General features: G+C 69.5%; 21 protein-coding genes and 1 pseudogene. 9 read left to right on the forward strand and 13 right to left on the reverse strand.

Going from position 1 to position 20890, the window contains the following annotated elements:
- Positions 1–130: 130 nt before the first annotated feature.
- Positions 131–1609 (forward strand): replicative DNA helicase, encoded by a 1479-nt coding sequence (gene dnaB, locus ACWC91_RS18985; protein ID WP_225076424.1) that lies wholly within the window; start codon positions 131–133, stop codon positions 1607–1609.
- An 89-nt stretch (positions 1610–1698) separates the two neighbouring features.
- On the opposite strand, the gene ACWC91_RS18990 is transcribed toward dnaB, so the two are convergent.
- Complete coding sequence (locus ACWC91_RS18990) at positions 1699–2286, reverse strand: dihydrofolate reductase family protein (protein WP_450642423.1); 588 nt, start codon at positions 2284–2286, stop codon at positions 1699–1701.
- Between the two features lie 357 nt (positions 2287–2643).
- On the opposite strand from ACWC91_RS18990, the gene ACWC91_RS18995 reads away from it, so the two are divergent.
- Positions 2644–4029, forward strand: a complete 1386-nt coding sequence (locus ACWC91_RS18995) for a serine hydrolase domain-containing protein (RefSeq protein WP_450642422.1) — start codon at positions 2644–2646, stop codon at positions 4027–4029.
- Positions 4030–4096: 67 nt separating this feature from the next.
- Here ACWC91_RS18995 and ACWC91_RS19000 read toward each other — a convergent pair whose 3' ends face one another.
- From ACWC91_RS19000 to ACWC91_RS19030, 7 genes are all read right to left on the reverse strand, one after another.
- Positions 4097–4549 carry a GNAT family N-acetyltransferase gene (locus ACWC91_RS19000; RefSeq protein ID WP_281154632.1) on the reverse strand — a complete coding sequence of 151 codons (453 nt, stop codon included), beginning with the start codon at positions 4547–4549 and terminating at the stop codon, positions 4097–4099.
- A gap of 54 nt (positions 4550–4603) precedes the next feature.
- Entirely contained in the window at positions 4604–5068 is a 465-nt protein-coding gene (locus ACWC91_RS19005) for a MarR family winged helix-turn-helix transcriptional regulator (RefSeq protein WP_225076420.1), read from the reverse strand.
- A gap of 152 nt (positions 5069–5220) precedes the next feature.
- On the reverse strand, positions 5221–6102 hold the full coding sequence (locus ACWC91_RS19010) for a GNAT family N-acetyltransferase (protein WP_450642421.1): 882 nt from the start codon (positions 6100–6102) through the stop codon (positions 5221–5223).
- A gap of 90 nt (positions 6103–6192) precedes the next feature.
- Positions 6193–6675 carry an NUDIX domain-containing protein gene (locus ACWC91_RS19015; protein ID WP_225076418.1) on the reverse strand — a complete coding sequence of 161 codons (483 nt, stop codon included), beginning with the start codon at positions 6673–6675 and terminating at the stop codon, positions 6193–6195.
- 108 nt (positions 6676–6783) lie between these two features.
- A complete protein-coding gene (locus ACWC91_RS19020) occupies positions 6784–7689 on the reverse strand; it encodes a LysR family transcriptional regulator (protein WP_281154633.1) in 906 nt (301 codons plus the stop codon).
- A gap of 279 nt (positions 7690–7968) precedes the next feature.
- Positions 7969–9159: a cystathionine gamma-lyase gene (locus ACWC91_RS19025; protein WP_450642419.1), complete on the reverse strand. Its 1191-nt coding sequence runs from the start codon at positions 9157–9159 to the stop codon at positions 7969–7971.
- A gap of 96 nt (positions 9160–9255) precedes the next feature.
- Positions 9256–9633: a phage holin family protein gene (locus ACWC91_RS19030; protein ID WP_141359890.1), complete on the reverse strand. Its 378-nt coding sequence runs from the start codon at positions 9631–9633 to the stop codon at positions 9256–9258.
- Between the two features lie 48 nt (positions 9634–9681).
- Between ACWC91_RS19030 and ACWC91_RS19035 the strand changes: the two genes are divergently transcribed.
- The 4 genes from ACWC91_RS19035 to ACWC91_RS19050 all read left to right on the forward strand — a co-directional run bounded on the left by ACWC91_RS19035 (position 9682) and on the right by ACWC91_RS19050 (position 12026).
- Positions 9682–9999, forward strand: coding sequence for a cupin domain-containing protein (locus ACWC91_RS19035; RefSeq protein WP_031164408.1), 318 nt, complete (start codon positions 9682–9684; stop codon positions 9997–9999).
- A gap of 179 nt (positions 10000–10178) precedes the next feature.
- Positions 10179–10391, forward strand: coding sequence for a DUF5326 family protein (locus ACWC91_RS19040; protein WP_141359891.1), 213 nt, complete (start codon positions 10179–10181; stop codon positions 10389–10391).
- Between the two features lie 200 nt (positions 10392–10591).
- Positions 10592–11491 (forward strand): IclR family transcriptional regulator, encoded by a 900-nt coding sequence (locus ACWC91_RS19045; protein WP_263637897.1) that lies wholly within the window; start codon positions 10592–10594, stop codon positions 11489–11491.
- A 97-nt stretch (positions 11492–11588) separates the two neighbouring features.
- Positions 11589–12026 (forward strand): SsgA family sporulation/cell division regulator, encoded by a 438-nt coding sequence (locus tag ACWC91_RS19050; RefSeq protein WP_141359892.1) that lies wholly within the window; start codon positions 11589–11591, stop codon positions 12024–12026.
- Between the two features lie 101 nt (positions 12027–12127).
- On the opposite strand, the gene ACWC91_RS19055 is transcribed toward ACWC91_RS19050, so the two are convergent.
- Positions 12128–13618 (reverse strand): YibE/F family protein, encoded by a 1491-nt coding sequence (locus ACWC91_RS19055; protein WP_225076415.1) that lies wholly within the window; start codon positions 13616–13618, stop codon positions 12128–12130.
- Between the two features lie 241 nt (positions 13619–13859).
- Here ACWC91_RS19055 and thiC point away from each other — a divergent pair, with 241 nt between their 5' ends.
- Complete coding sequence (gene thiC / locus ACWC91_RS19060; protein WP_450642417.1) at positions 13860–15692, forward strand: phosphomethylpyrimidine synthase ThiC; 1833 nt, start codon at positions 13860–13862, stop codon at positions 15690–15692.
- Positions 15693–15804: 112 nt separating this feature from the next.
- On the opposite strand, the gene ACWC91_RS19065 is transcribed toward thiC, so the two are convergent.
- Complete coding sequence (locus ACWC91_RS19065) at positions 15805–16119, reverse strand: hypothetical protein (RefSeq protein ID WP_450642415.1); 315 nt, start codon at positions 16117–16119, stop codon at positions 15805–15807.
- 29 nt (positions 16120–16148) lie between these two features.
- On the opposite strand from ACWC91_RS19065, the pseudogene ACWC91_RS19070 reads away from it, so the two are divergent.
- Together ACWC91_RS19070 and ACWC91_RS19075 are read left to right on the forward strand one after the other, a co-directional pair.
- A pseudogene (locus ACWC91_RS19070) lies at positions 16149–16289 on the forward strand (thiamine biosynthesis protein ThiC); the annotation flags it as partial.
- A 49-nt stretch (positions 16290–16338) separates the two neighbouring features.
- On the forward strand, positions 16339–17055 hold the full coding sequence (locus ACWC91_RS19075; RefSeq protein WP_450642414.1) for a DUF4241 domain-containing protein: 717 nt from the start codon (positions 16339–16341) through the stop codon (positions 17053–17055).
- A gap of 163 nt (positions 17056–17218) precedes the next feature.
- On the opposite strand, the gene ACWC91_RS19080 is transcribed toward ACWC91_RS19075, so the two are convergent.
- The 3 genes from ACWC91_RS19080 to ACWC91_RS19090 form a co-directional block, all read right to left on the reverse strand.
- On the reverse strand, positions 17219–18079 hold the full coding sequence (locus ACWC91_RS19080; RefSeq protein WP_225076413.1) for a hypothetical protein: 861 nt from the start codon (positions 18077–18079) through the stop codon (positions 17219–17221).
- A 181-nt stretch (positions 18080–18260) separates the two neighbouring features.
- Positions 18261–19418, reverse strand: a complete 1158-nt coding sequence (locus ACWC91_RS19085) for a metallophosphoesterase (RefSeq protein WP_450642413.1) — start codon at positions 19416–19418, stop codon at positions 18261–18263.
- 211 nt (positions 19419–19629) lie between these two features.
- Entirely contained in the window at positions 19630–20742 is a 1113-nt protein-coding gene (locus tag ACWC91_RS19090) for a LacI family DNA-binding transcriptional regulator (protein WP_281154641.1), read from the reverse strand.
- Positions 20743–20890 lie beyond the last annotated feature (148 nt).

Here is a 20890-nt window from a genome sequence, read left to right on the forward strand (position 1 = left end):
TCCGCCGGCTTCCAAAGCGTCATAAACCTGACGCGCCTGAAGCGGAGTTGGGCCTCTCATTTGTCAGTGCCGTCCCGTACAACAGAGGGGCACGGCGAGGTCCGCTCGGCGGACGGGAGGAGGCTGCTCGGTGAGCATTTCCGAGCCCTTGGACGACCCGTGGGCCGACAGCGGTCCAAGTGATCGTCTGCCCGCCTCCCGCCGCCGCCCCGACGGGGAGCGTGGCCGGGACGAGCAGCACGACCGCGGCCGGGAGAACCGCGCGTGGGACGAGGGAGGCTCCGCCTTCGAACGCGTTCCTCCACAGGACCTCGACGCCGAACAGTCGGTCCTCGGCGGCATGCTCCTGTCGAAGGACGCCATCGCCGACGTGGTGGAGATCCTCAAGGGCCATGACTTCTACAAGCCGGCCCACGAGACGATCTACCAGGCGATCCTCGACGTCTATGCCAAGGGCGAGCCGGCCGACCCCATCACCATCGCCGCCGAGCTCACCAGACGTGGCGAGATCAACAAGGTCGGTGGTGCCTCGTATCTGCACTCGCTCGTGCAGACCGTGCCGACGGCGGCGAACGCCGCGTACTACGCCGAGATCGTCCACGAGCGGGCGATCCTGCGCCGCCTGGTCGAGGCGGGTACGCGTATCACCCAGATGGGATACGCGGCCGACGACGACGTCGACGAGATCGTCAACCGCGCCCAGGCCGAGGTCTACGCGGTCACCGAGCAGCGCACCAGTGAGGACTACCTACCGCTGGGCGACATCATGGAGGGCGCGCTCGACGAGATCGAGGCGATCGGTTCGCGCAGCGGGGAGATGACCGGTGTGCCCACCGGGTTCACGGACTTCGACTCGCTGACGAACGGTCTGCACCCGGGCCAGATGATCGTCATCGCCGCGCGCCCCGCGATGGGCAAGTCGACGCTCGCGCTGGACTTCGCGCGGGCGGCGTCGATCAAGAACAACCTGCCCAGCGTCATCTTCTCGCTGGAAATGGGGCGCAACGAGATCGCGATGCGTCTGCTGTCCGCCGAGGCCCGGGTCGCCCTGCACCACATGCGTTCGGGCACGATGACCGACGAGGACTGGACGCGGCTGGCCCGCCGGATGCCGGACGTCTCGGCCGCCCCGCTCTACATCGACGACTCCCCGAACCTGTCGATGATGGAGATCCGTGCCAAGTGCCGGCGCCTGAAGCAGCGCAACGACCTCAAGCTGGTCGTGATCGACTATCTCCAGCTGATGCAGTCCGGCGGTTCCAAGCGAGCCGAGAGCCGGCAGCAGGAGGTCTCGGACATGTCCCGAAACCTCAAGCTGCTGGCCAAGGAACTGGAGATCCCGGTCATCGCGCTCTCCCAGCTCAACCGTGGCCCCGAGCAGCGCACCGACAAGAAACCGATGGTCTCCGACCTGCGTGAGTCGGGATCCATCGAGCAGGACGCCGACATGGTCATCCTGCTGCACCGCGAGGACGCCTACGAGAAGGAGTCGCCGCGCGCCGGCGAGGCCGACCTGATCGTCGCCAAGCACCGAAACGGTCCGACCGCGACGATCACGGTCGCCTTCCAGGGCCACTACTCACGGTTCGTGGACATGGCACAGACCTGATCCGGCGACCCCCGAGTAGGGTCTCGCGGCTGATGTCGTAATCTCACGGGCCGCGTCGTACCGATGTCGTACACGACATCACCGTGAGACTAGCGCGTGGGTGCTGCTGCTCGGCGCCTCGTCTCGTACCTGGTCAGGACCACGCCACCGGGAAACGTCCGCGTCTCCACCAGGTTCAGGTTCACCCAGCTGTCCAGCGCGGTGAAGAACGGCGTGCCGCCGCCCACCAGGACCGGATGGGCGGCGATCACGTACTCGTCGATCAGTCCGGCGCGCATGGCCGCCCCGGCGAGCGTTGCGCCGCCGATGTTCATTGGGCCGCCGTCCTCGGCCTTGAGCCGGGTGATCTCGGCGATCGCGTCGCCGGTGACCAGGCGGGTGTTCCAGTCGACCTTGTCGATCGTCGAGGAGAACACCACCTTCGGCGTGTCCCGCCAGTTCCGCGCGAACTCGATCTCCGCCGGGGTGGCGTTGGGCCGCTGGTCGCCGGTCGGCCAGTAGGAGCTCATCGTCTCCCACAGCTTGCGCCCGTACAGCGACAGGCCACTCGCCTGCTCGTGGTCGAGCCACTGCTGGAACAGCTCGTCGCTCGGCGGTCCGCTCCAGCCGATGTCGTCGCCGGCCGCGGCGATGTAGCCGTCCAGGGTCAGGTTCATGGCGTAGATCAGTTTCCGCATGGCCCAGCCTTCCGTCCGTGGGTGTCCGGCGTATAGACCAGCGCGGCGCGGGAAACTCATCGGTGCGCGATCTGGGCTCGCCGGTAGCCCTCGTGCTCGGGGCTCAGCCTGGTGTACTCGGCCGACTCGGACAAGCCATCTGATCTCGACCTCGCCCTCGCGAGGAAATGCCACGGATTTGAGACTGATCAAGGGTGACAAGGCCGTGAGACAGCCAAGAACGCCCAGGTCACGCAAGATCGACATGTCACGAGCGGCGAGACCCTGCACGACCGCGGACCGCCCGAGCACGGTTCTCCGCGGTCCTTCGGAGAAATCTGCTCGACGGGTGCCGGACACTCCGGGTGGACTGGAGGCATGACGACATCTCAGGATGACCTGCTTGCCGGTACTCGCCGGGCGCTGCTGCACCGGATCGCCGTGGCCCAGACCGAGGGGCGGGCGCCGTCGCTCGTGGCCGCGGTCGTGCGGGACGGGCGGACGGTCTGGCACGGTGCGCGGACGTCGGTGGACGGACACGCACCGGACCAGAACACGCAGTACCGCATCGGCTCCATCACCAAGACCTTCACCGCCGTGCTCGTTCTGCGGCTGCGCGACGAAGGCGTGCTCGACCTCGGGGACCCGCTGGAGAAGCATCTGCCGGGCACCGGCGTGGGGGAGGCGACCGTAGCCGATCTGCTGGCGCACACAGGTGGGCTGGCCGCCGAGTCGCCGGCGCCCTGGTGGGAGAGATCGCCGGGGTCGCTGCGTCCCGAACTGGCCGATGTACTGGGCGAGGAACCGCTGCGGCATCCGGTCGGCCGACGGTTCCACTACTCGAATCCCGGCTACACCCTGCTGGGCGCGCTCGTCGCGGAGTTGCGGGGCGCTCCCTGGGAGGAGGTTCTGCGGCGGGAAGTGCTCGAACCCCTGGGTCTGCACCGCACGAATGCCCGCCCCGAGGCACCGCACGCGCGGGGCTGGGCGGTGCATCCCTGGGCCGATGCGCTTCTGCCGGAGCCCGCCGAGGACCTCGGGCGGATGGCTCCGGCCGGGCAACTGTGGTCCACGGCGGGTGATTTGGCCCGCTTCGCCGCCTTCCTGGTCCAGGGGGACGACGGGGTGCTGAGCGCCGAGTCGCTGCGGGAGATGAGGACTCCGGCGGCTCCGCCCGAGGCGGCGGATGTGGCCTCCGGGTACGCGTACGGCCTGGGGCTCGAGGTGCGGCGGTGGGGCGAGCGCCTCCTCGTCGGGCACAGCGGGTCACTTCCGGGCTTCCTGGCCTCGCTCACCATCGGTGTGGAGGACGACGTGGCAGCGGTGGTGCTGGCGAACTGCACGTCCGGGCCGGCGGTCGCCGCGGTGGGGGCCGACCTCGTGCGGATCGTCGCCGACGCCGAGCCGCGGATCCCGGAGCCCTGGCGGCCGTTGCGGAAGGTCGAGCCGTCGGTGCTGGAACTGACGGGGCAGTGGTACTGGGGGACCTACGGGTTCGGCCTGCGGCTGACGGCCGACGGACTCGCCTCGTTGGAGCCGCTGTCCGGCAACGGCCGGCGTTCGCGGTTCCGGTCGAACGGTGACGGGACCTGGACGGGACTGGAGGGCTACTACGCCGGAGAGGTGCTGCGGGTGGTGCGACGGCCGGACGGGTCCGTGGACCATCTGGACCTCGGGTCGTTCGTGTTCACGCGTCAGCCGTACGACGTAGACGCTTCCGTGCCCGGTGGCGTGGACCCGGAGGGGTGGCGCGGCATCGGGTAGCGCCCTGGAAGCTCTGAAGGGCGGGCGTTTCACGTGAAACGCCCGCCCTTCGGTGTGTTCGAGGTGCTCACAGTTGGAGCTTGAAGCCCAGGTGCGAGGCTTCGAAACCCAGCCGCTCGTAGAAGCGGTGGGCGTCGGTGCGTGTCCTGTCCGAGGTCAGCTGGACCAACTGGCAGCCTTCGCGCCGTGATGTGTCTACGGCCCATTCGATGAGCCGCGTGCCCAGACCGCTGCCGCGCTCGTCCGCGTGGATGCGGACGCCTTCGATGATCGACCGGGTGGAGCCGCGCCGGGACAGGCCCGGAATGATCGTGAGCTGGAGCGTGCCGACGACGCGGTCGTCGCGAACGGCGACCACCAGGTGCTGGTGCGGATCGGCGCGGAGCCGCTCCAGCGCGGTCAGATAGGGCGCGAGGTCGTCCGGGGACTCACGCTGCGCCCCGAGCGGGTCGTCCGCGAGCATGGCCACGATGGCGGGGACGTCGGCGGCGACAGCGGCTCGTATGGCGAGATCTTCCATGTCCCGCACCCTATGGGCTGGTCCGGCCCGCACCGGGACCATGCCGGGGCGGGTCTATGCCGGGGCGGTCGCGTGCAAGGACTCGACGGCCCGGACCAGCGGTGCCAGATCGGGGTTCTTCGCGGCTTCGTCGAGTGCCTCGCGCAGGGCGCCGTCGTTGGTCGGCCGGGCCTGGGTCAGGAGCTTGAGACCGGTTTCGGTGACGTTGGTGTAGATGCCGCGGCGGTCCGTGGGGCACAGATAGCGCTCGAGCAGACCGCGGTCCTCGAGCCGGGTGACCAGCCGGGTGGTGGCGCTCTGGCTGAGGACGACCGCGTCCGCGACCTGCTTCATCTGCAGATGGCCGCCCTCACCGTCGTGCTGCCGGCTGAGCACGTCGAGCAGCGAGTACTCGCGCACGCTGAGATCGTGCCCGGCCTGAAGGGCGCGCTCGACGTGCGTCTCGATCCTGCCGTGCAGCAGGGCGAGCGCGGACCAGCCCTGGGCTAGGGCGGTCAGCGCGGGGTCCCTCGCTGTCATGGGCGTTTCCTCCGTCCCGGAGCGGCTGAATCCAGGATAGGGCAGCACAACGATAGACAGCCGTTGAAGATATAGCGCGTACGCAACTATTGCGCCCTTCCGGCTTGGCGGAAGTCGGGGCTCCGGGAAGACGTGAGCCCGGAGCGGCTGTCTCAGCCCGCCGCCACGGTGAGCGGTGCGAACCGACGGGTCCAGTCCCCGGGCGGCTCCGCGACGCCGTACATCATGACGTCATTGCGCATCACCGGCGCCAGCCCGCGTTCCGTCACCCAGGCCAGCAGCTCTTCGTGGCGTACGTCGATGTCCGTGCGCAGCCGGCGGTCGGTCCGGGCGGCGAGGGAGGCGATCAGAGCCTTGGCCGTCTCCGTGTCCCGGGCGATCAGGGGACCCACGACATGGGTGTCCATGTTGGGCCAGGCCGCCGCGTACCCGATGATCCGGCCGTGCTCCTCGGCGACGCGCAACTGGTCGGCGAACGCGGGCAGTCGCGTGATGGCCGGGGTTCGATCAATGCCGAACACCTCTTCGTCGAGCCGCAGGATGCCCGGGAGGTCCGCCGCGACGGCCGCGCGCGTGGCGACAGGAGTCCGCGACGCGTCCGCTGTGAAGTGCCCGACCACCATCTCCGCCCTGCCGGTGACCTTGAAGCCCAGCTCCTCGTAGAGCGGGCGGCCGAGCGGGGTCGCATGGAGGGTCAGAGGGGTGCTGCCCATCGTCGAGACCACGTGGCGCATCAGGCGCCGTCCGATGCCCTGGCGGGCATGTCGTTCAGCGACCAGGACCATGCCGATGGCGCCGAGATCCGGGCGGCCCTGCGGTCCGTACTCGCTCACGACACACGCGGCGACGAGTCCTCCGTCCGGGTCGTCGATGCCGTAGCCCGTCCCGGCCGTCAGAAGAAAGCTCCACTTGTGCTCCTCCCGCGGCCACCCCCGGTCCTCGGACAAGTCGGCGCAGGCGGTGAGATCGCGAAGCGTCAGGCGGCGGATGGGGGAATGGCGGATGGGGGAATGAGCGGGAGAAGGAGTCGACACGCAGGTCAGGCTGTCCGAAGGACCCCCTCGGCGTCCACCCGTTTCGGACCGGACGTACGTGCTTTTGGCCACGCCTGGGTGACCCGTTCCTCAGCCCAGGTCGGGAGCGTGCATGGCCCGCACGCCCTCGATGTTTCCGTCCAGGTAGTGGCGCAGGGACAGCGGAACCAGATGGACGGAGGCGATGCCGACCCGTGTGAACGGCACCCGTACGATCTCGTACTCGCCGGCGGGCTGGTCCACTTCGGGACCATGCCGCTGGGAGGGGTTCATGGACTCCAGCCGGCAGACGAAGAAGTGCTGCACCTTCACACCGGTCGCGCCGCCGTCCTCGCCGATGTGCTCCACGGTGTCCACGAAGCAGGGCACCACGTCGGTGATCTTGGCGCCGAGTTCCTCGTGCACCTCGCGGTGCAGGGCGTCGACGACGGTCGCGTCCCCGGGCTCGACCCCGCCGCCGGGAGTGACCCAGTAGGGATCGACACCGGGCTTGGTGCGCTTGATCAGGATCAGGTCGTCACCATCGAGGAGAACGGCACGGGCGGTGCGCTTGACCACGGGTCGGACGGTCATGGGAGAAATGTGGCCCGGCTGGTTCCACGTGAAACATCGCACGCCGCCCCGGTCTCATGCCGCGCCCTTCTCCTGCGCCGTGTTTCCTTGTCCTCCCTTCTTCTCCGCTCAGCACCAGGCGGTGGCCGCCCGCAACAGCCACTCATGGGCCCGCGCGATGTGCGGCATCGCCAGCGTCCCGGTACGGACCGCGAGGAAGTAGGTGCGCAACGGTGGCACCGCCGGCTCGTGCAGGGGCACGATCTCCCCCCGTCCCAGGGCGGCCGTGCACAGATACCGGGGCAGCACCGCGAGCCCCGCGCCCGCCACCACGCAGGCGAGGACCGCACGCAGATCGGGGACGATCACCGTGCCGGAGGCCGCGGGCCGGGCCTCGAAGACCGACCCCCAGTAGCGGGAGGCGAAGGGCAGCGACTCGTGGACCTCGATCACGGGGACGGTGTCCAGGGCGGGCACGGCCGTGCGGCGCGGTGTCGCCTGATCGATCCGCTCGGCCCAGCGCGGAGCGGCGACCAGGACGTGCTCCTCGTCGCACAGCGGAGCCGCCGTGAGCAGTCCGCCGCGGGGCCGGGCCGTGCTGATGGCCAGATCGTGATGTCCGGCGGACAAGCCGTCCAGGGCCTCCTCGGCGGTCCCGAAGGAGGTGCGCAGCGCGAAGCCCTGCCCGTCGTCGCCGGTCAGCCCGGTCAGCGCGGGCAGGGCCCGCTCAGCGATGAACTCCGGCGGCCCGGCCAGATGCAGCGTGCGCAGGGAGGACTCGTCGTCGAGGCCGGTCTCGGTGATCTCCACGAGCGCGTCCAGATGCGGCGCGGCCTTGTGCGCGAGCTCGTCGCCGATGGTCGTGGGCGTCACACCGCGGGCCTGGCGCAGGAACAGGGGACGTCCCAGCTGCCGTTCCAGCGTGCGGATCTGGGAGGTGACGGCCGGCTGGGAGAGACCGAGGAGCGCCGCGGCGCGGGTGAAGGAGCCCGCTCGGTGCACGGTCACGAACGTGCGCAGCAATGCCAGATCCATGGCACGCCCACCCCTCTTGGTGCCCTTTGTGTGACCCCCTGGCCCCGCCCAACTATAAATATGTCGATAGGTCTCTGTCGCTACCGTGATTGGACACTGACACAGAGTCAACTAGCCTTGTTCGCGCGGTTCTTCGCGCGCGGAACCGAGGGCGGTCCGAGCCATGAGGGGGGAGGCTCGGACCGCCCGCTGTGCACGGCCGGAAGCGGACGGAGACCGCCGGGACTCACCGGAGACCCGTCAGGGACCTGCCGGGACCTGCCGGCGTCCGGGAAGCGGTCAGTGAGCCGGCTCGGCCGACTCGTCCAGCGCCCGCAGCACATCCGCCACCAGGTCCTCGGGGTCCTCCGCACCGACGGACATCCGGATGAAGCCCTCCGGCACCGCGTCGCCGCCCCAGCGTCCTCGCCGCTCGGCCGTGGAGCGCACCCCGCCGAAGCTCGTCGCGGGGTCCACCAGCCGCAGCGCGTCGAGAAAGCGCTCGGCACGCGCACGCGTGGGCAGCGTGAAGGACACCACGCACCCGTAGCGCCGCATCTGGCGTGAGGCGATCTTGTGCGAGGGGTCGTCGGGCAGCCCGGGGTAGCGCAGCCCGGTCACCTCGGGCCGACCGCGCAGCGCCTCGGCGAGAGCGAGGGCGGAGGCGTTCTGCCGGTCGACGCGCAGTTGCAGGGTGGCGATCGAACGATGGGCGAGCCAGGCCTCCATCGGTCCCGGGATGGCACCGACGATCTTGCGCCAGCGGCGTACGGCCGCCATGGCCTCACCGTCGCGGCCGACGACGTATCCCAGCAGGATGTCGCCGTGGCCGCTGAGCTGCTTGGTGCCGCTGGCCACGGAGAAGTCCGCGCCCAGCGCCAACGGCCGCTGCCCGAGCGGGGTCGCCAGGGTGTTGTCCACGGCGACCAGGGCGCCACGCGCGTGTGCCGCCTCGACCAGCCGCCGGATGTCGCACACGTCCAGCCCCGGGTTCGACGGTGACTCGATCCACAGCAGCCGTGCCCCGTCCAGCACGTCGAGCTGGGCGTCCCCGCCGGTCGGCGCCGTGCGTACCTCGATCCCGTACTCCTGAAGCTGCTCACGCACCAGGGGCAGCGCCTGGTAGCCGTCGCTGGGCAGCACCACCGCGTCCCCCGCGCGCAGCTGGGAGAAGAGCACCGACGAGATGGCGGCCATGCCGGAGGCGAACACGAGCGTCTCGACGCCGTCCTGCCCGGGTGCCTCCAGCTCGCCGATGGCGCGCTCCAGCAGCGTCCAGGTCGGGTTCTCGTCGCGGCCGTAGGTGTAGGGGCCCGTGGGGTCGCCCGGCAGATGGAAGTGGGCGGCGAACACCGGTCCCGGAAGTGTCGGTTCGTGCTTGACCGGCTCGGGCAGCCCGGCCCGCACCGCACGCGTGCCGTCACCGGTGCCGGTGGGGAAACGGGACTGCTCCCGGGTGCCGTTCGGGTCGTCCGCAGCGGAGTCGTTCATACCGCTCTGCCTTCCTTCGCTTGCTGTCGTCCTGCGGCGACCGCTGCGCGGCCCGCCGCCCACTTCCCTCTCGGGCCGCTCCCTCGGCCCCTCGGTTCAGTCCTCGTCAGGCAGAACCAGGTTCAGCGCCCAGGAGACGACCGAGACGATCAGGCCGCCCAGGACGGCCGTCCAGAAGCCCTCGACGTGGAAGCTCAGGTTGAGCTTGCCGCACACCCACGACGTCAGCAGCAGCATCAGAGCGTTGACCACCAGAGTGATCAGGCCCAGCGTCAGAATGAACAACGGGAAGGTCAGTACCTTCACGATCGGCTTGACCAGGAAGTTCACCAGCCCGAAGATCAGAGCGACGACGATCAGCGTGCCGGCCTTCTTGGCGGTGCTGTCGCCGGTCAGAGTGATCTTGTCGAGCAGCCACACGGCGACCGCCAGGGCGCCCGCGTTGGCGATCGTCTTGACTACGAAATTCTTCATGTGTCTGATCGTGGCAGACCAGATCGACTACGAGTACGGGCGAGGGCGATGAAGGCATTCCGGCTGGACGAACTGGAGGCGGAACGAGCCGCCAACGAGGGCGCCTACCTTCAGTTCCTGCGCGAGCGGAACATGTCGGTCGGTCTGTACGCGCTCAACGCGGGCGAGCACGACCCGCAGAAGCCGCACAGCCAGGACGAGGTGTACTTCGTCGTGAGCGGCCGCGCCTCGATCACCGTCGGTCTGGAGACGACCGAGGTGGCCCGCGGCAGCGTGGTGTACGTGCCGGCCGGAGTCGCCCACAAGTTCCACCACATCAGCGAGGATCTGAGGGTCCTGGTGGTGTTCTCTCCCCCGGAAGCCTGAGGCGGCGTCTCGGGGTTCCCTAGGGGACCGGTCAGGGCAGGACAAGGGGTGCGAGGGCTCCGCGCGGCGCCCTCCCGGCTCTAGCATCGAGTGGAGAACATCGACAGGGCCCGCACCGGGGAGTGCGGGATTCCGACAGGGCCCGGCACCGCGCCGGCGGAGAGATGAGGACGAGGGCAATGCGAGAGATCTTCGCGAGTCTGCCGTGGTGGGTGAAGTGGATCGCGGTGCCCGTCATCGCTCTGGTCGTCTTCGGCGGCGTGATAGCGAGCGTGATCGGCTTCGTGGTCTGGCTGCTGTTCAAGGTGCTGATCTTCGTCGCGCTGGTCGGCGGACTGATCTACATCGTGCGGAAGTTCATGGCGGGGTCCTCCTCACGCAGCGACTGGTGAGTGCCAGGGGGTACCGGTGAACCGGTAACGGGTGTCGCCGGTTCCCTCGCGGGAGGGAAGTTTCCCGGACAAGCCGTCCGTGTGCGGTGACAGGCGGATAAGGTCCGGAGATCGACGCCGGGGGCCGGCCCCCGCGGGCGGCGTACACCCCCATTCGTGTTCCCCGCACGGCTGCCCCCTCGCGCTACGGGAGTGACCCCTTGGCCACGGTTGACACCGCACCCGCAGAACGGCTCGCGCCGCCCGCACCCCGGGGGCCGTCCCGCTCGACGGCCCTCCCGGCGCAGCCGCGTTCGTCGGCCCCGTTGGAACGGCCGAGGGCCACGGTCCCGGAGCAGCCGAGGCCCCAGCAGCCTCCGACTCTCATCGGATCCGTGCAGCGCGCGATGCGCCTGCTGGAGACCGTCGCGCGGCACGAGTACGGAGCGCCCGCCAAGCAGCTCGCCCGTGAGACGGGTCTGGCCCTGCCCACCGCCTACCATCTGCTGCGCACCCTCGTCCACGAGGGCTATCTGCGCCGCGACCGGGGTCTGTTCTTCCTGGGTGAGGCCGCCGAGCGGCTGAGTAGCAGCGGAGCGGCGCAGAAACGTCGCACCACGATCGTCGAGGCGCTCGCCCAGTGGCGGGATGCCATCGGTGCGCCGCTGTACTACGCGATGTACCGCGAGGGCGAGATCGAGCTCATGTGCGTCTCCGCCACCGCGGCCATCCCGGCGGTCGAGGAATGGGCCGGCTTCCGCGAGACCGGGCACGCGCACGCGATCGGCCAGTGCCTCCTGTCCCAGCTGGACGACAGGGGTCGCCGCGACCACCTCGACCGCTACCCCGTGCAGTCCCTCACCCCGTACACGGTCCGTGACGAGCACACGGTGCTGCGGCGCCTGGAACGGGCCCGGCCGATGGAGCCGGTGACCGAGCGGCAGGAGTACGCGCTGGGGGCGGTGTGCGCGGCGATTCCCATCACGGTGGGCACCACGGCGGCCGCGATGGCCCTCTCCCTGCCGGCCCATCAGGCGGACCGGCTGCTGCCCGCCGCACGACGGCTGCAACACGAGGTGGGACGGCGTCTGGGCTCCCTGGCGCTCTCTATCAGTATCTGAAAACTCACTCCTTGTGATCTGATGTGTACGTTCAGCAAGATGCACCATTGTTACGGGATGGATTCCCGGCCAGTCGACGGCAAACAACGGGGTAGCGATGCGCGAGTCCGTACAGGCAGAGGTCATGATGAGCTTTCTCGTGTCCGAGGAGCTCTCCTTCCGCATTCCGGTGGAGTTGCGGTACGAGACCTGTGATCCCTATGCCGTGCGGCTTACCTTCCATCTGCCGGGAGACGCCCCGGTGACCTGGGCGTTCGGGCGGGAGCTGCTGATCGACGGGGTGGGGACGCCGTGCGGGGACGGTGACGTGCGCATCTCACCGGCCGGCCGCGACTCGCTGAGCGAGGTCCTGATCCGGCTTCAGGTCGGCGGCGACCGGGCGCTGTTCCGCTCCTCGACGGCGCCGCTGGTGGCGTTCCTGGACCGTACGGACAAGCTGGTGCCCCTGGGCCAGGAGGGTGCGCTGGCAGACTTCGACGCCCACCTCGACGAAGCCCTGGACCGCATCCTGGCGGAGGAACAGAGCGCGGGCTGAGGGGTACGGCAGCGGACGAGGGCGGTGGTGTAACGCTTCGCCACGGCCTCAGGAAGTGCAGGAACGCTTCGTCGGCCGCCCAGCAGCCCCCGCGTGCGCAGTCAGCGCCTGCGGCGCCTGCCCCTTCCACCGCGCGCCGGAGCGGGCAGGGTGGCCTGTGCCGCGGTCTGCGTCCGTCCCGTGCGGTCGGCCGAGACCACGAGTGCCGCCAGCGCCGTGGTGACCGGAACGGAGGCGACCAGACCGATCGAGCCCACCAGCGTGCGCACGATCTCCTCCGCGACGAGCTCACTGGTGGCGACGGTCGTCACGCTGCTCTGCGCGATGGAGAACAGCAGCAGCAGCGGGAGCGCGGCACCCGCGTACGCGAGGACGAGGGTGTTGACGACGGAGGCGATGTGGTCGCGTCCGATACGGATACCCGCGCGGTACAGCCCGCGCCAGCCCATCGCGGGGTTTGCCTCGTGCAGCTCCCAGACCGCCGAGGTCTGTGTCACCGTCACATCGTCCAGGACGCCGAGCGAGCCGATGATGACACCGGCGAGCAGCAGGCCGCTCATGTCTATCGACGGATACAGACCGTGGATCAGACCGGTGCTGTCGTCGGTGTTGCCGGTCAGCGCGGCCCAGCCGATGAACAGCGAGCCCAGGAAGCCGATCAGCATCAGAGAGATCAGCGTGCCGAGCACCGCGACCGAGGTACGCGCGGACAGGCCGTGACACATGTACAGCGCGATCAGCATGATGGCGCTGGCCCCCACCACCGCCACGACCAGCGGGTTCGAGCCCTGCAGGATCGCGGGCAGGATGAAGAGGTTCAGCACCAGGAAGCTGATGGCCAGCGCGACCAGCGCCATCACGCCCCGCATCCGCCCGACGACCACGACGGCGAGTGCGAAGAGACCGGCCAGCAGCGCCATCGGAAAGCGCCGGTCGACGTCGGTGACCGAATACTGCAAGTCCTTGGGTGCCGAGGGCTCGTAGGCGACCACGACCTTCTCGCCCTGGTGCAACTGCCGGGACTGGTCGGGCTGCACGATCTCGGTGAAGGTACGGCCCTTGTCCTTGCCGCCGTCCACCCGGATCGTGGCCTTCTTGCAGTTCCCGGACTGCTGCTGCTGTGCGGAGGAACCCTCGGCGGTGGAGGTGTCGCCGGTCGGTGTGCCCCCGGAGGCGTTGACCGCCTGGCAGCTGACTGGGAGCACCTCGACGACGGTGGCCTGCTGCGTCTGCCGGTCGAAGCCCACACCGGTGCGCTCGTGCGACGGGGCGCCGCCGGGCCACAGCACGGCGAGTCCGGCCACCACCAGTGCGGCGAACGGGATGAGGATCGCCGCGATCACCTTGCGGAGGTGCTTCGACACGGGTGCGGCCGGTCCGTGGCTGTGGCTGTGCCCGTGCCCGCCACCGCTTCCCGGGCCGTGCCCGGTGCCGTTCCCCGGGCTGTGCCCGGTACTGCTCCCCGGGCCGTGCCCGCCATCCGTCGCGGGGCCGTGTCCGTGGCCCGTGGCGGTGGCTTCCTGGCCATGCCGGAAGTCCTGTCCGCGCCGGGGTTCGGGCGGCGGATGGGGGAACTGCTCTGTCGTGGTCACCGCCCGATCATCGCAAGAACGGCACAGGCCCACTGTTCACCGCGCCACAAAGGACGCTAGCGTGGAGGCACCTTTGCACACGCGGGAGCTCGGAGCACCGGGCTGAGAGGGCGCTGACCTCCGTCTTTGCGATGTTTCACGTGGAACGTGCGATGTTTCACAGGAAACGCCGGCAGGCGGAATCCGCTGCGTCGACCGCCGAACCTGTTACCGGGTAATGCCGGCGTAGGGAGTAGGTCTCATGACCAACAAGGACGTACGCACGCCTGCCTCCAATCAGATCTCCAGCGACGCGGAGCGGACAGCTTCCGACGCTTCCGACGGGGAGGCCGGGAAGTCCATCGGCTGGCACAAGGGCTACGTGGAGGGCTCACGCCCCGATCTGCGAGTGCCGGTCCGTCAGGTGCACCTCACCAACAGGCAGTCCGTCACGCTGTACGACACCTCCGGCCCGTACACCGATCCACTCGTCGGTACCGATGTCCGGAGGGGCCTGCCGCCGTTGCGCGAGAACTGGATCGTGGCCCGCGGCGACACCGAGGAGTACGCGGGCCGTCCCGTCCGTCCCGAGGACGACGGGATCAAGCACACCTCGCCACGCGGCGGTCTGCGCAACCTCGACGCGGTGTTCCCGGGACGGCCGCGCCAGCCGCGCCGCGGCCGCGACGGAGGAGCGGTGACACAGCTCGCCTACGCGCGCCGCGGGGAGATCACGCCGGAGATGGAGTTCGTGGCCATCCGGGAGAACGTTGCTCCCGAGATCGTCCGCGAGGAGATCGCGGCGGGCCGCGCGGTGCTGCCGGCCAACGTCAACCATCCGGAGATCGAGCCGATGATCATCGGCAAGCGGTTCCTGGTGAAGGTCAACGCCAATATCGGAAACTCCGCGGTGTCCTCCTCCATCGAGGAGGAGGTGGAGAAGATGACCTGGGCGACCCGCTGGGGCGCCGACACGGTCATGGACCTCTCCACCGGCCGCAACATCTACACCACCCGTGAGTGGGTGCTGCGCAACTCCCCCGTGCCCATCGGCACGGTCCCGCTCTACCAGGCTCTGGAGAAGGTGGACGGCAAGGCCGAGGAGCTGACCTGGGAGATCTACAAGGACACCGTCATCGAGCAGGCCGAGCAGGGTGTGGACTACATGACCGTCCACGCCGGGGTACGCCTCGCCTACGTGCCGCTGACCGCGAACCGAAAGACCGGCATCGTCTCGCGCGGCGGCTCGATCATGGCCGCCTGGTGCCTGGCGCACCACAAGGAGTCGTTCCTCTATGAGAACTTCGAGGAGCTCTGCGAGATCCTCGCGGCCTACGACGTCACGTACTCGTTGGGCGACGGACTCCGGCCCGGCTCGATCGCGGACGCCAACGACGAGGCACAGTTCGCGGAACTGCGCACGCTCGGGGAACTCGGCCGGATCGCCAGGCGTTCGGACGTACAGACCATGATCGAGGGCCCGGGCCATGTCCCGATGCACAAGATCAAGGAGAACATCGACCTTCAGCAGGAGATCTGCGACGAGGCTCCGTTCTATACGCTCGGCCCGCTGACGACGGACGTCGCCCCGGCGTACGACCACATCACCTCCGGAATCGGCGCCGCGATGATCGCCTGGTGGGGCACGGCCATGCTCTGCTACGTCACGCCCAAGGAGCACCTGGGGCTGCCCAACCGTGACGACGTCAAGACCGGCGTCATCACCTACAAGATCGCCGCCCACGCGGCCGACCTCGCCAAGGGGCACCCGGGCGCGCAGGAGTGGGACGACGCACTGTCCGACGCCCGCTTCGAGTTCCGGTGGGAGGACCAGTTCAACCTCTCCCTCGACCCGGACACGGCACGGGAGTTCCACGACGAGACCCTGCCGGCGGAACCCGCCAAGACGGCCCACTTCTGCTCGATGTGCGGCCCGAAGTTCTGCTCGATGAAGATTAGCCAAAGCATCACAGAGCGGTTCGGTGGTGCAGCGGCTGAGGGTGCCACGGCGGAAGAGATCGCCGAGGGCATGCTGCAGAAGTCGAAGGAGTTCGCGGCGAGCGGGAACCGTGTGTATCTGCCACTGGCAGAATAGTTCGTAGCCCTACAGGATGGCCCACGCCTCATGGAGGAGCCGTGGGCCGTCCTGCTGCATGTAGCGCGCGATTCCTCGTAGTCGACTCGAGGGTTCAGTACTTCGGCTCCGTCTAGTCGCCGGCTCTGAGGTAAAGCCGTGCCAGATCGGGCAGTCGCCGATGCATCTCATCCGCGTCGTCGAAGTCGAAGTCTTCCCCCATGTCCACAGCGTCGCTGTCCTGCTCGTCAGCTGGCCGGTACTCAGCCCAAGCCTGGTAGAAGGCGTCCGGGTTGCCTGTAAGGCGTTCAAAGGCGCTACTGGCCGCGTAGTTCACGTCCTCGTAGAACAGCGTCTCATCGCCGTGGGCGTTCGCGGCTTCGATGACAGCGGGCCGATGCTCGGCAGAGCTGCATCGTCCCCACGGAGCCCGACGAACTGCGCGCATTCCATGCGGTTGAGGCTTACTCCGGACTGAAGTCGTCCTCGATGAAGATCTCGCAGGACATCCGCCGTGAACACGGTGCAAGCCGGGCCGAGATCGCCGAGGGGATGGCGCAGAAGTCGAAGGAGTTCGCGCAGGCGGGGAACCGGGTGTACCTGCCGATCGCCGACTGATGCGTGGCGGGGCGGTGCTCTTGGCGAGCAGGCAAGGGCACCGCCCTCTTTGCCGCTGTTCGGTCGGCCCAACGGCGCGGTCCTCTGTCAGAGACCGCGGTTACGGTCTCTCTCTGGCTTACCTACGAGAACTGTTCGAGCCGGGCACGCGTGTGGCGACGCGCTTCGAACCGGAGATGACCGTCACCGAAGTTCGAGAGATCGCGAAGCTGCGTCTTCCCAGCGGCCGGCTGGCAGTGGCAGACCCTCTTACCGGCGGGCGAACGGCCGGCCGCGAGTTGTCCGAAAGGAGATCCCGCCCGGTACGTACCCTGTGCAGGTTGCGGTCGTCGCCTACGAAGGGCAGTACGAGGACCAACGGTTCGCCGTGGAGGAAGGGGTGGCCATCCGACTCCTGCTGAGCGCCGAAACGCCGGTCTCCTGGGAACTGGGGCTCGCCGAAGTCGACGACGCCAGGTTGCCGCGCGACGGCGAGATCTTCGGCTTCGACATCGACGGCGCTGCTGGATCCTTCGCCGACGCCTCAGCCTGGGAGGCGCTCGCGGACAAGTACCGGCGCTGTCACGTGGACCGGGAGTACGGCGCCGCGGAGAGCATCAGCGACGGGTACATCCGCACGACGGACGAGGCAACCGGCAGCGACCTCGTCTCCTTCTGCACCAGCGGAGACGGCACGATTCCCGTGTGGCTGGGGCATTCGAACACCGGAAATCTCGTGTGTGTCGTAGTCGTGGTCGACTATCTGCCCGAACTCCGTCTGCTCTGAATGGCCTGCGTGGGCTCGCCGCGTGCGGGCGTCCCCGGCGCCCCGGCCCGGCGGGCGCGGGACGGGGTGGCGGGGTGCGCGCCGGGCCCTGAGGGCGAGGGTGCGGTCCTGGCCCTGAGGGCGAGGATGCGGTCCTGGCCGGGGTGAGGGCGCGGGGCGCTGGTTACTCCGGTTGGTTTTCCGGGCCTCCGAAGTCCGGGCTGCTGAAGTCGGGACTGGAGAAGCGCGGGCGGCGGCTCGGGGCTCCGTCGTCCGGGCTGCTGAAACCTGGTCGTCCATAGCCGAGTTGCGGCATCCGACCGGTCGGTGCCGCCGGGTCCGTATGCCCCGGTGCGGGGGAGCGGGGCTCGGCGAGCGCGTCGCGCAGGAACGGCAGGATGCCCCGTTCGAGCAGGGCCTCCTGCCAGGCTTCCCTGGCCTGGGCGACCTCCTCGCCCAGCTCGGCGTAGGCGCCGCTGTCGAGCGAGGGACGGTTGCGCAGCGCGGTGAGCAGCAGTCCGGCGGCGGCGGCGAGGATCGCGGCCGCGGTCAGGGCGCCGAACACCCAGCCCGCGGTGATCATGGACTGGGCGAACGCCTGGGTCGGGTCCAGCATCCTCAGGATGTAGCCGACGAGCAGGAAGAGGGCCGCGGCGGTCCCGGCGAGGACGGGGGCGAGCACCGCGACGACGGCGCCCGCGCCCGCGCCGTGAGTCTCGGCGACCTCGCCCATGGTGGCGGCTGGTCGGAGGGGCCCGCCCGGCTCGGCCGAGTCGGCTTCGATGAAGGAGGACGGGACGGCCGGCGCCGGCCGGCGCAGTTCCTCGCGGACCTTGACGTAGTGGTGGTACTCGGTCGCCGCGGCCGCCGTTATGACGGCGGTGGCGCTCAGCGCCATGGTGCGCAGTTGTTCCGAGTTGAGCCGCTGTCCGGCAGCGGCCAGTTCCGGGTGGTGTGGGGCGGAGCGCAGCGCCTCATCGAGGATCCGCTCGTATTCCTGGCGGTCCTCGCTCAGCAGGTGCTGCGGAACGCTGTTCATGTGCATCCCCCGATGCTCCGTAGGGCTTGGGGCTCGCATGGCGGCGAGCCGTCGGGCAGAAACGGAGGGGAGCCTGCTACGGATAAGCCGATGGTAGAGCCGTGACGGCGCGCGGTGACAGGGGGTTTCCACAAATTGGGTGCCGACCTGCGCGGTCGTCTCCACAGGCGGGCTGCCCGGTGAACGGTCAGTTGCCGAGGGGCAGTTGCTGGACCAGCAGTTTTCCGGCCATGGTCACGCCGCCGTCCATCGCGATGGCGAGTCCGTCGGCGTAGACGTGCGGCCCCTCCACGACCGGTCCCGCGGACTCCTCGCCGTCCTCGGAGCCGACTTCGCCCAGCAGATAGGGAATGGGGCTGTGGCCGTGAACGATGCGGGTGCCGCCGTACGTATCGAGCAGGGAGCGCACGGCGTCGGCGCCGCCTTCGTCGCGGAAGGAGAAGCGCTTGGTGAACTTGCGGAACAGATCCCAGACTTCGTTCGCGTCGTTGCGGGTGAGCGTCTCGCGGACGGTGTCGTTGACCTCTTCGATCGAGGCACCGTAGTCGAGGTAGGAGGTGGTGTCGGAGTGCACGAGCAGGTAGCCGTCGACCGCCTCGACGGCGTCGAGCCGGGCCATCCACTGCAGGTGGTGGTCCTGGAGGCGGTCCATGTCGGACTTCTGGCCGCCGTTGAGCAGCCAGGCCGCCTGGAAGGTCGCGGTGCCCGCGCCGGAGTTGACGGGGGTGTCGCCGAACCGCTTGGCGCCGAGCAGCAACAGCTCGTGGTTGCCCATGAGGGCCTTGCAGTAGCCGCCGGCCGCGGCCGCCTCCGCGGACAGCCGCATCACGAGGTCGATGACGCCGATGCCGTCCGGGCCGCGATCGGTGAAGTCGCCGAGGAACCACAGCCGCGCGGTGCCCGCGCACCACTGGCCGGCGGAGTCGACGAGCCCCTTCTCCTGGAGCGCGGCGACCAGCTGATCCAGGTAGCCGTGCACGTCACCGACGACGTAGAGGGGACCCGGACGGGTGGCGGACTGCCGGGTCGGCGCGGAGACCGGGTCGACCGCCGCCTGAAGCGTGTCACCGCGCTTGATGACCGGCAGGTCGCGCTCGGTGGGCGTGTACGCGGCCGGGTAGCCCTCCCTGGGAGCCGCGGGAGCCGCGGGAGCCGCGGGAGCCGCGGGAGCCGCTGGGACCGCGGGGGCCTCCTCGGGCGGCCGGACCGTTTCGGCGGGCTGCGTGCCGTGGGCGTACGGACCGGTCTCGTTCACGTACGCGGGAACCCGGAAGTCGCGCAGCGTAGCCGTCCGCTCCACCTCGGGTCCCTGACCGGCCCCCTGAGTCATCGACCCCTCCACCATCGCGCCGCCTGTGCACCGCTTCGGACTGCCTGGTCGCAGCGGCCCGCGGTGTCGTGGGCCCATCATAGGAACGCGGATCGCGCCATGTGATGACCCAGGGGTGGTGAATCGGGGCTGGACTCCGTTTCACCGTGGCTTTCGCCCCGATTGGGCAGTCTTCGGCAATCCCGCGGCCACCCGTGCCCCGGGTCATCCCGCGGCCACCCGTGCCCTAACGGTCCTCCGACGCGCGGGGCGGGCTGATCGTCCTGCGCCGGGTGCGCCGCTGGGACGAGGTCCGCACGATCAGCTCGGTCGGTATGACCTGCTCGACCGGTTGGTCCGACTCGACCCCTTCGATGGCGTCGATGAGGAGCTGGACGACCGCGGTGCCGATCCGGCGCGGCTTCAGGGAGAGCGTGGTGATGGGCGGCTCGGTGCTGGCGTACACCGTGGACTCGCTGCAGCACACCAGCAGCAGGTCGTCGGGGACGCGCAGGCCGTAGCGGCGGGCGGCGGCGAGCAGATCGGTGCCGTTGGGGTCGAACAGTCCGTAGACGGCGTCGGGCCGGTCGGGGCGGGCCAGCAGCCGGTCGGCGGCGACGGCGCCCGCGCACGGGTCGTGGGCGGGATAGGCCTCGTACACCGGGTCCTGGCCGACGCGCTTGCACCACTGGAGGTAGGCGGTCGTCGACAGGTGCGTGTAGGTGTCCGTCGTGGTGCCGGTGAGCAGGCCGATACGGCGGGCGCCGGCCTCGGCGAGGTGGTCGAGGATGCCGAGGACGGCGGCTTCGTGGTCGTTGTCGACCCAGGCGGTGACCGGGAGCGCGCCGGCCGGGCGGCCGTCGCTGACCACCGGTAAGCCCTGCCGCACCAGCTCGCCGACGACCGGGTCCTGGTCGGAGGGGTCGATGACGACCGTGCCGTCCAGGGCGACGTTCGACCACACGTCGTGGCGCGAGGTCGCGGGCAGGATGACCAGGGCGTAGCCGCGGGCGAGCGCGGCCGAGGTGGCGGCGCGGGCCATCTCGGCGAAGTACGCGAACTCGGTGAAGGTGAAAGGTTCATCCCCGTACGTCGTCACGGTCAGGCCGATGAGGCCCGACTTGCCGGTACGGAGAGTGCGGGCCGCGGCCGAGGGGCGGTACCCCAGCCGGTCGGCGACCTCGCGGACATGGCGCCGGGTGGCGTCGGGGAGGCGCCCCTTGCCGTTGAGGGCGTCGGAGACGGTCGTGATGGACACTCCGGCGGCGGCGGCCACGTCTCTGATGCCCGCCCGGCCCGGCCGGCTCCCTCGGCGTGAGGTTTCCGCGCGGCTCACCTGGTGCTTCCCTGCTGCTGTCATGGCGAGCCGATAGTAGGGCTCTTGCGGTGGGGTAGTGCGGACGCATATGCACGCGTTGACAGGCACGTTTCTGCATGGTCGTGGTGGCCCAAGTGCCTTTGAAACCATGGCAGTTACCCCGTGTCATGTTAGGATGTGACGTGGTGGC

The organism is Streptomyces sp. NPDC001204 (genome assembly GCF_053598035.1).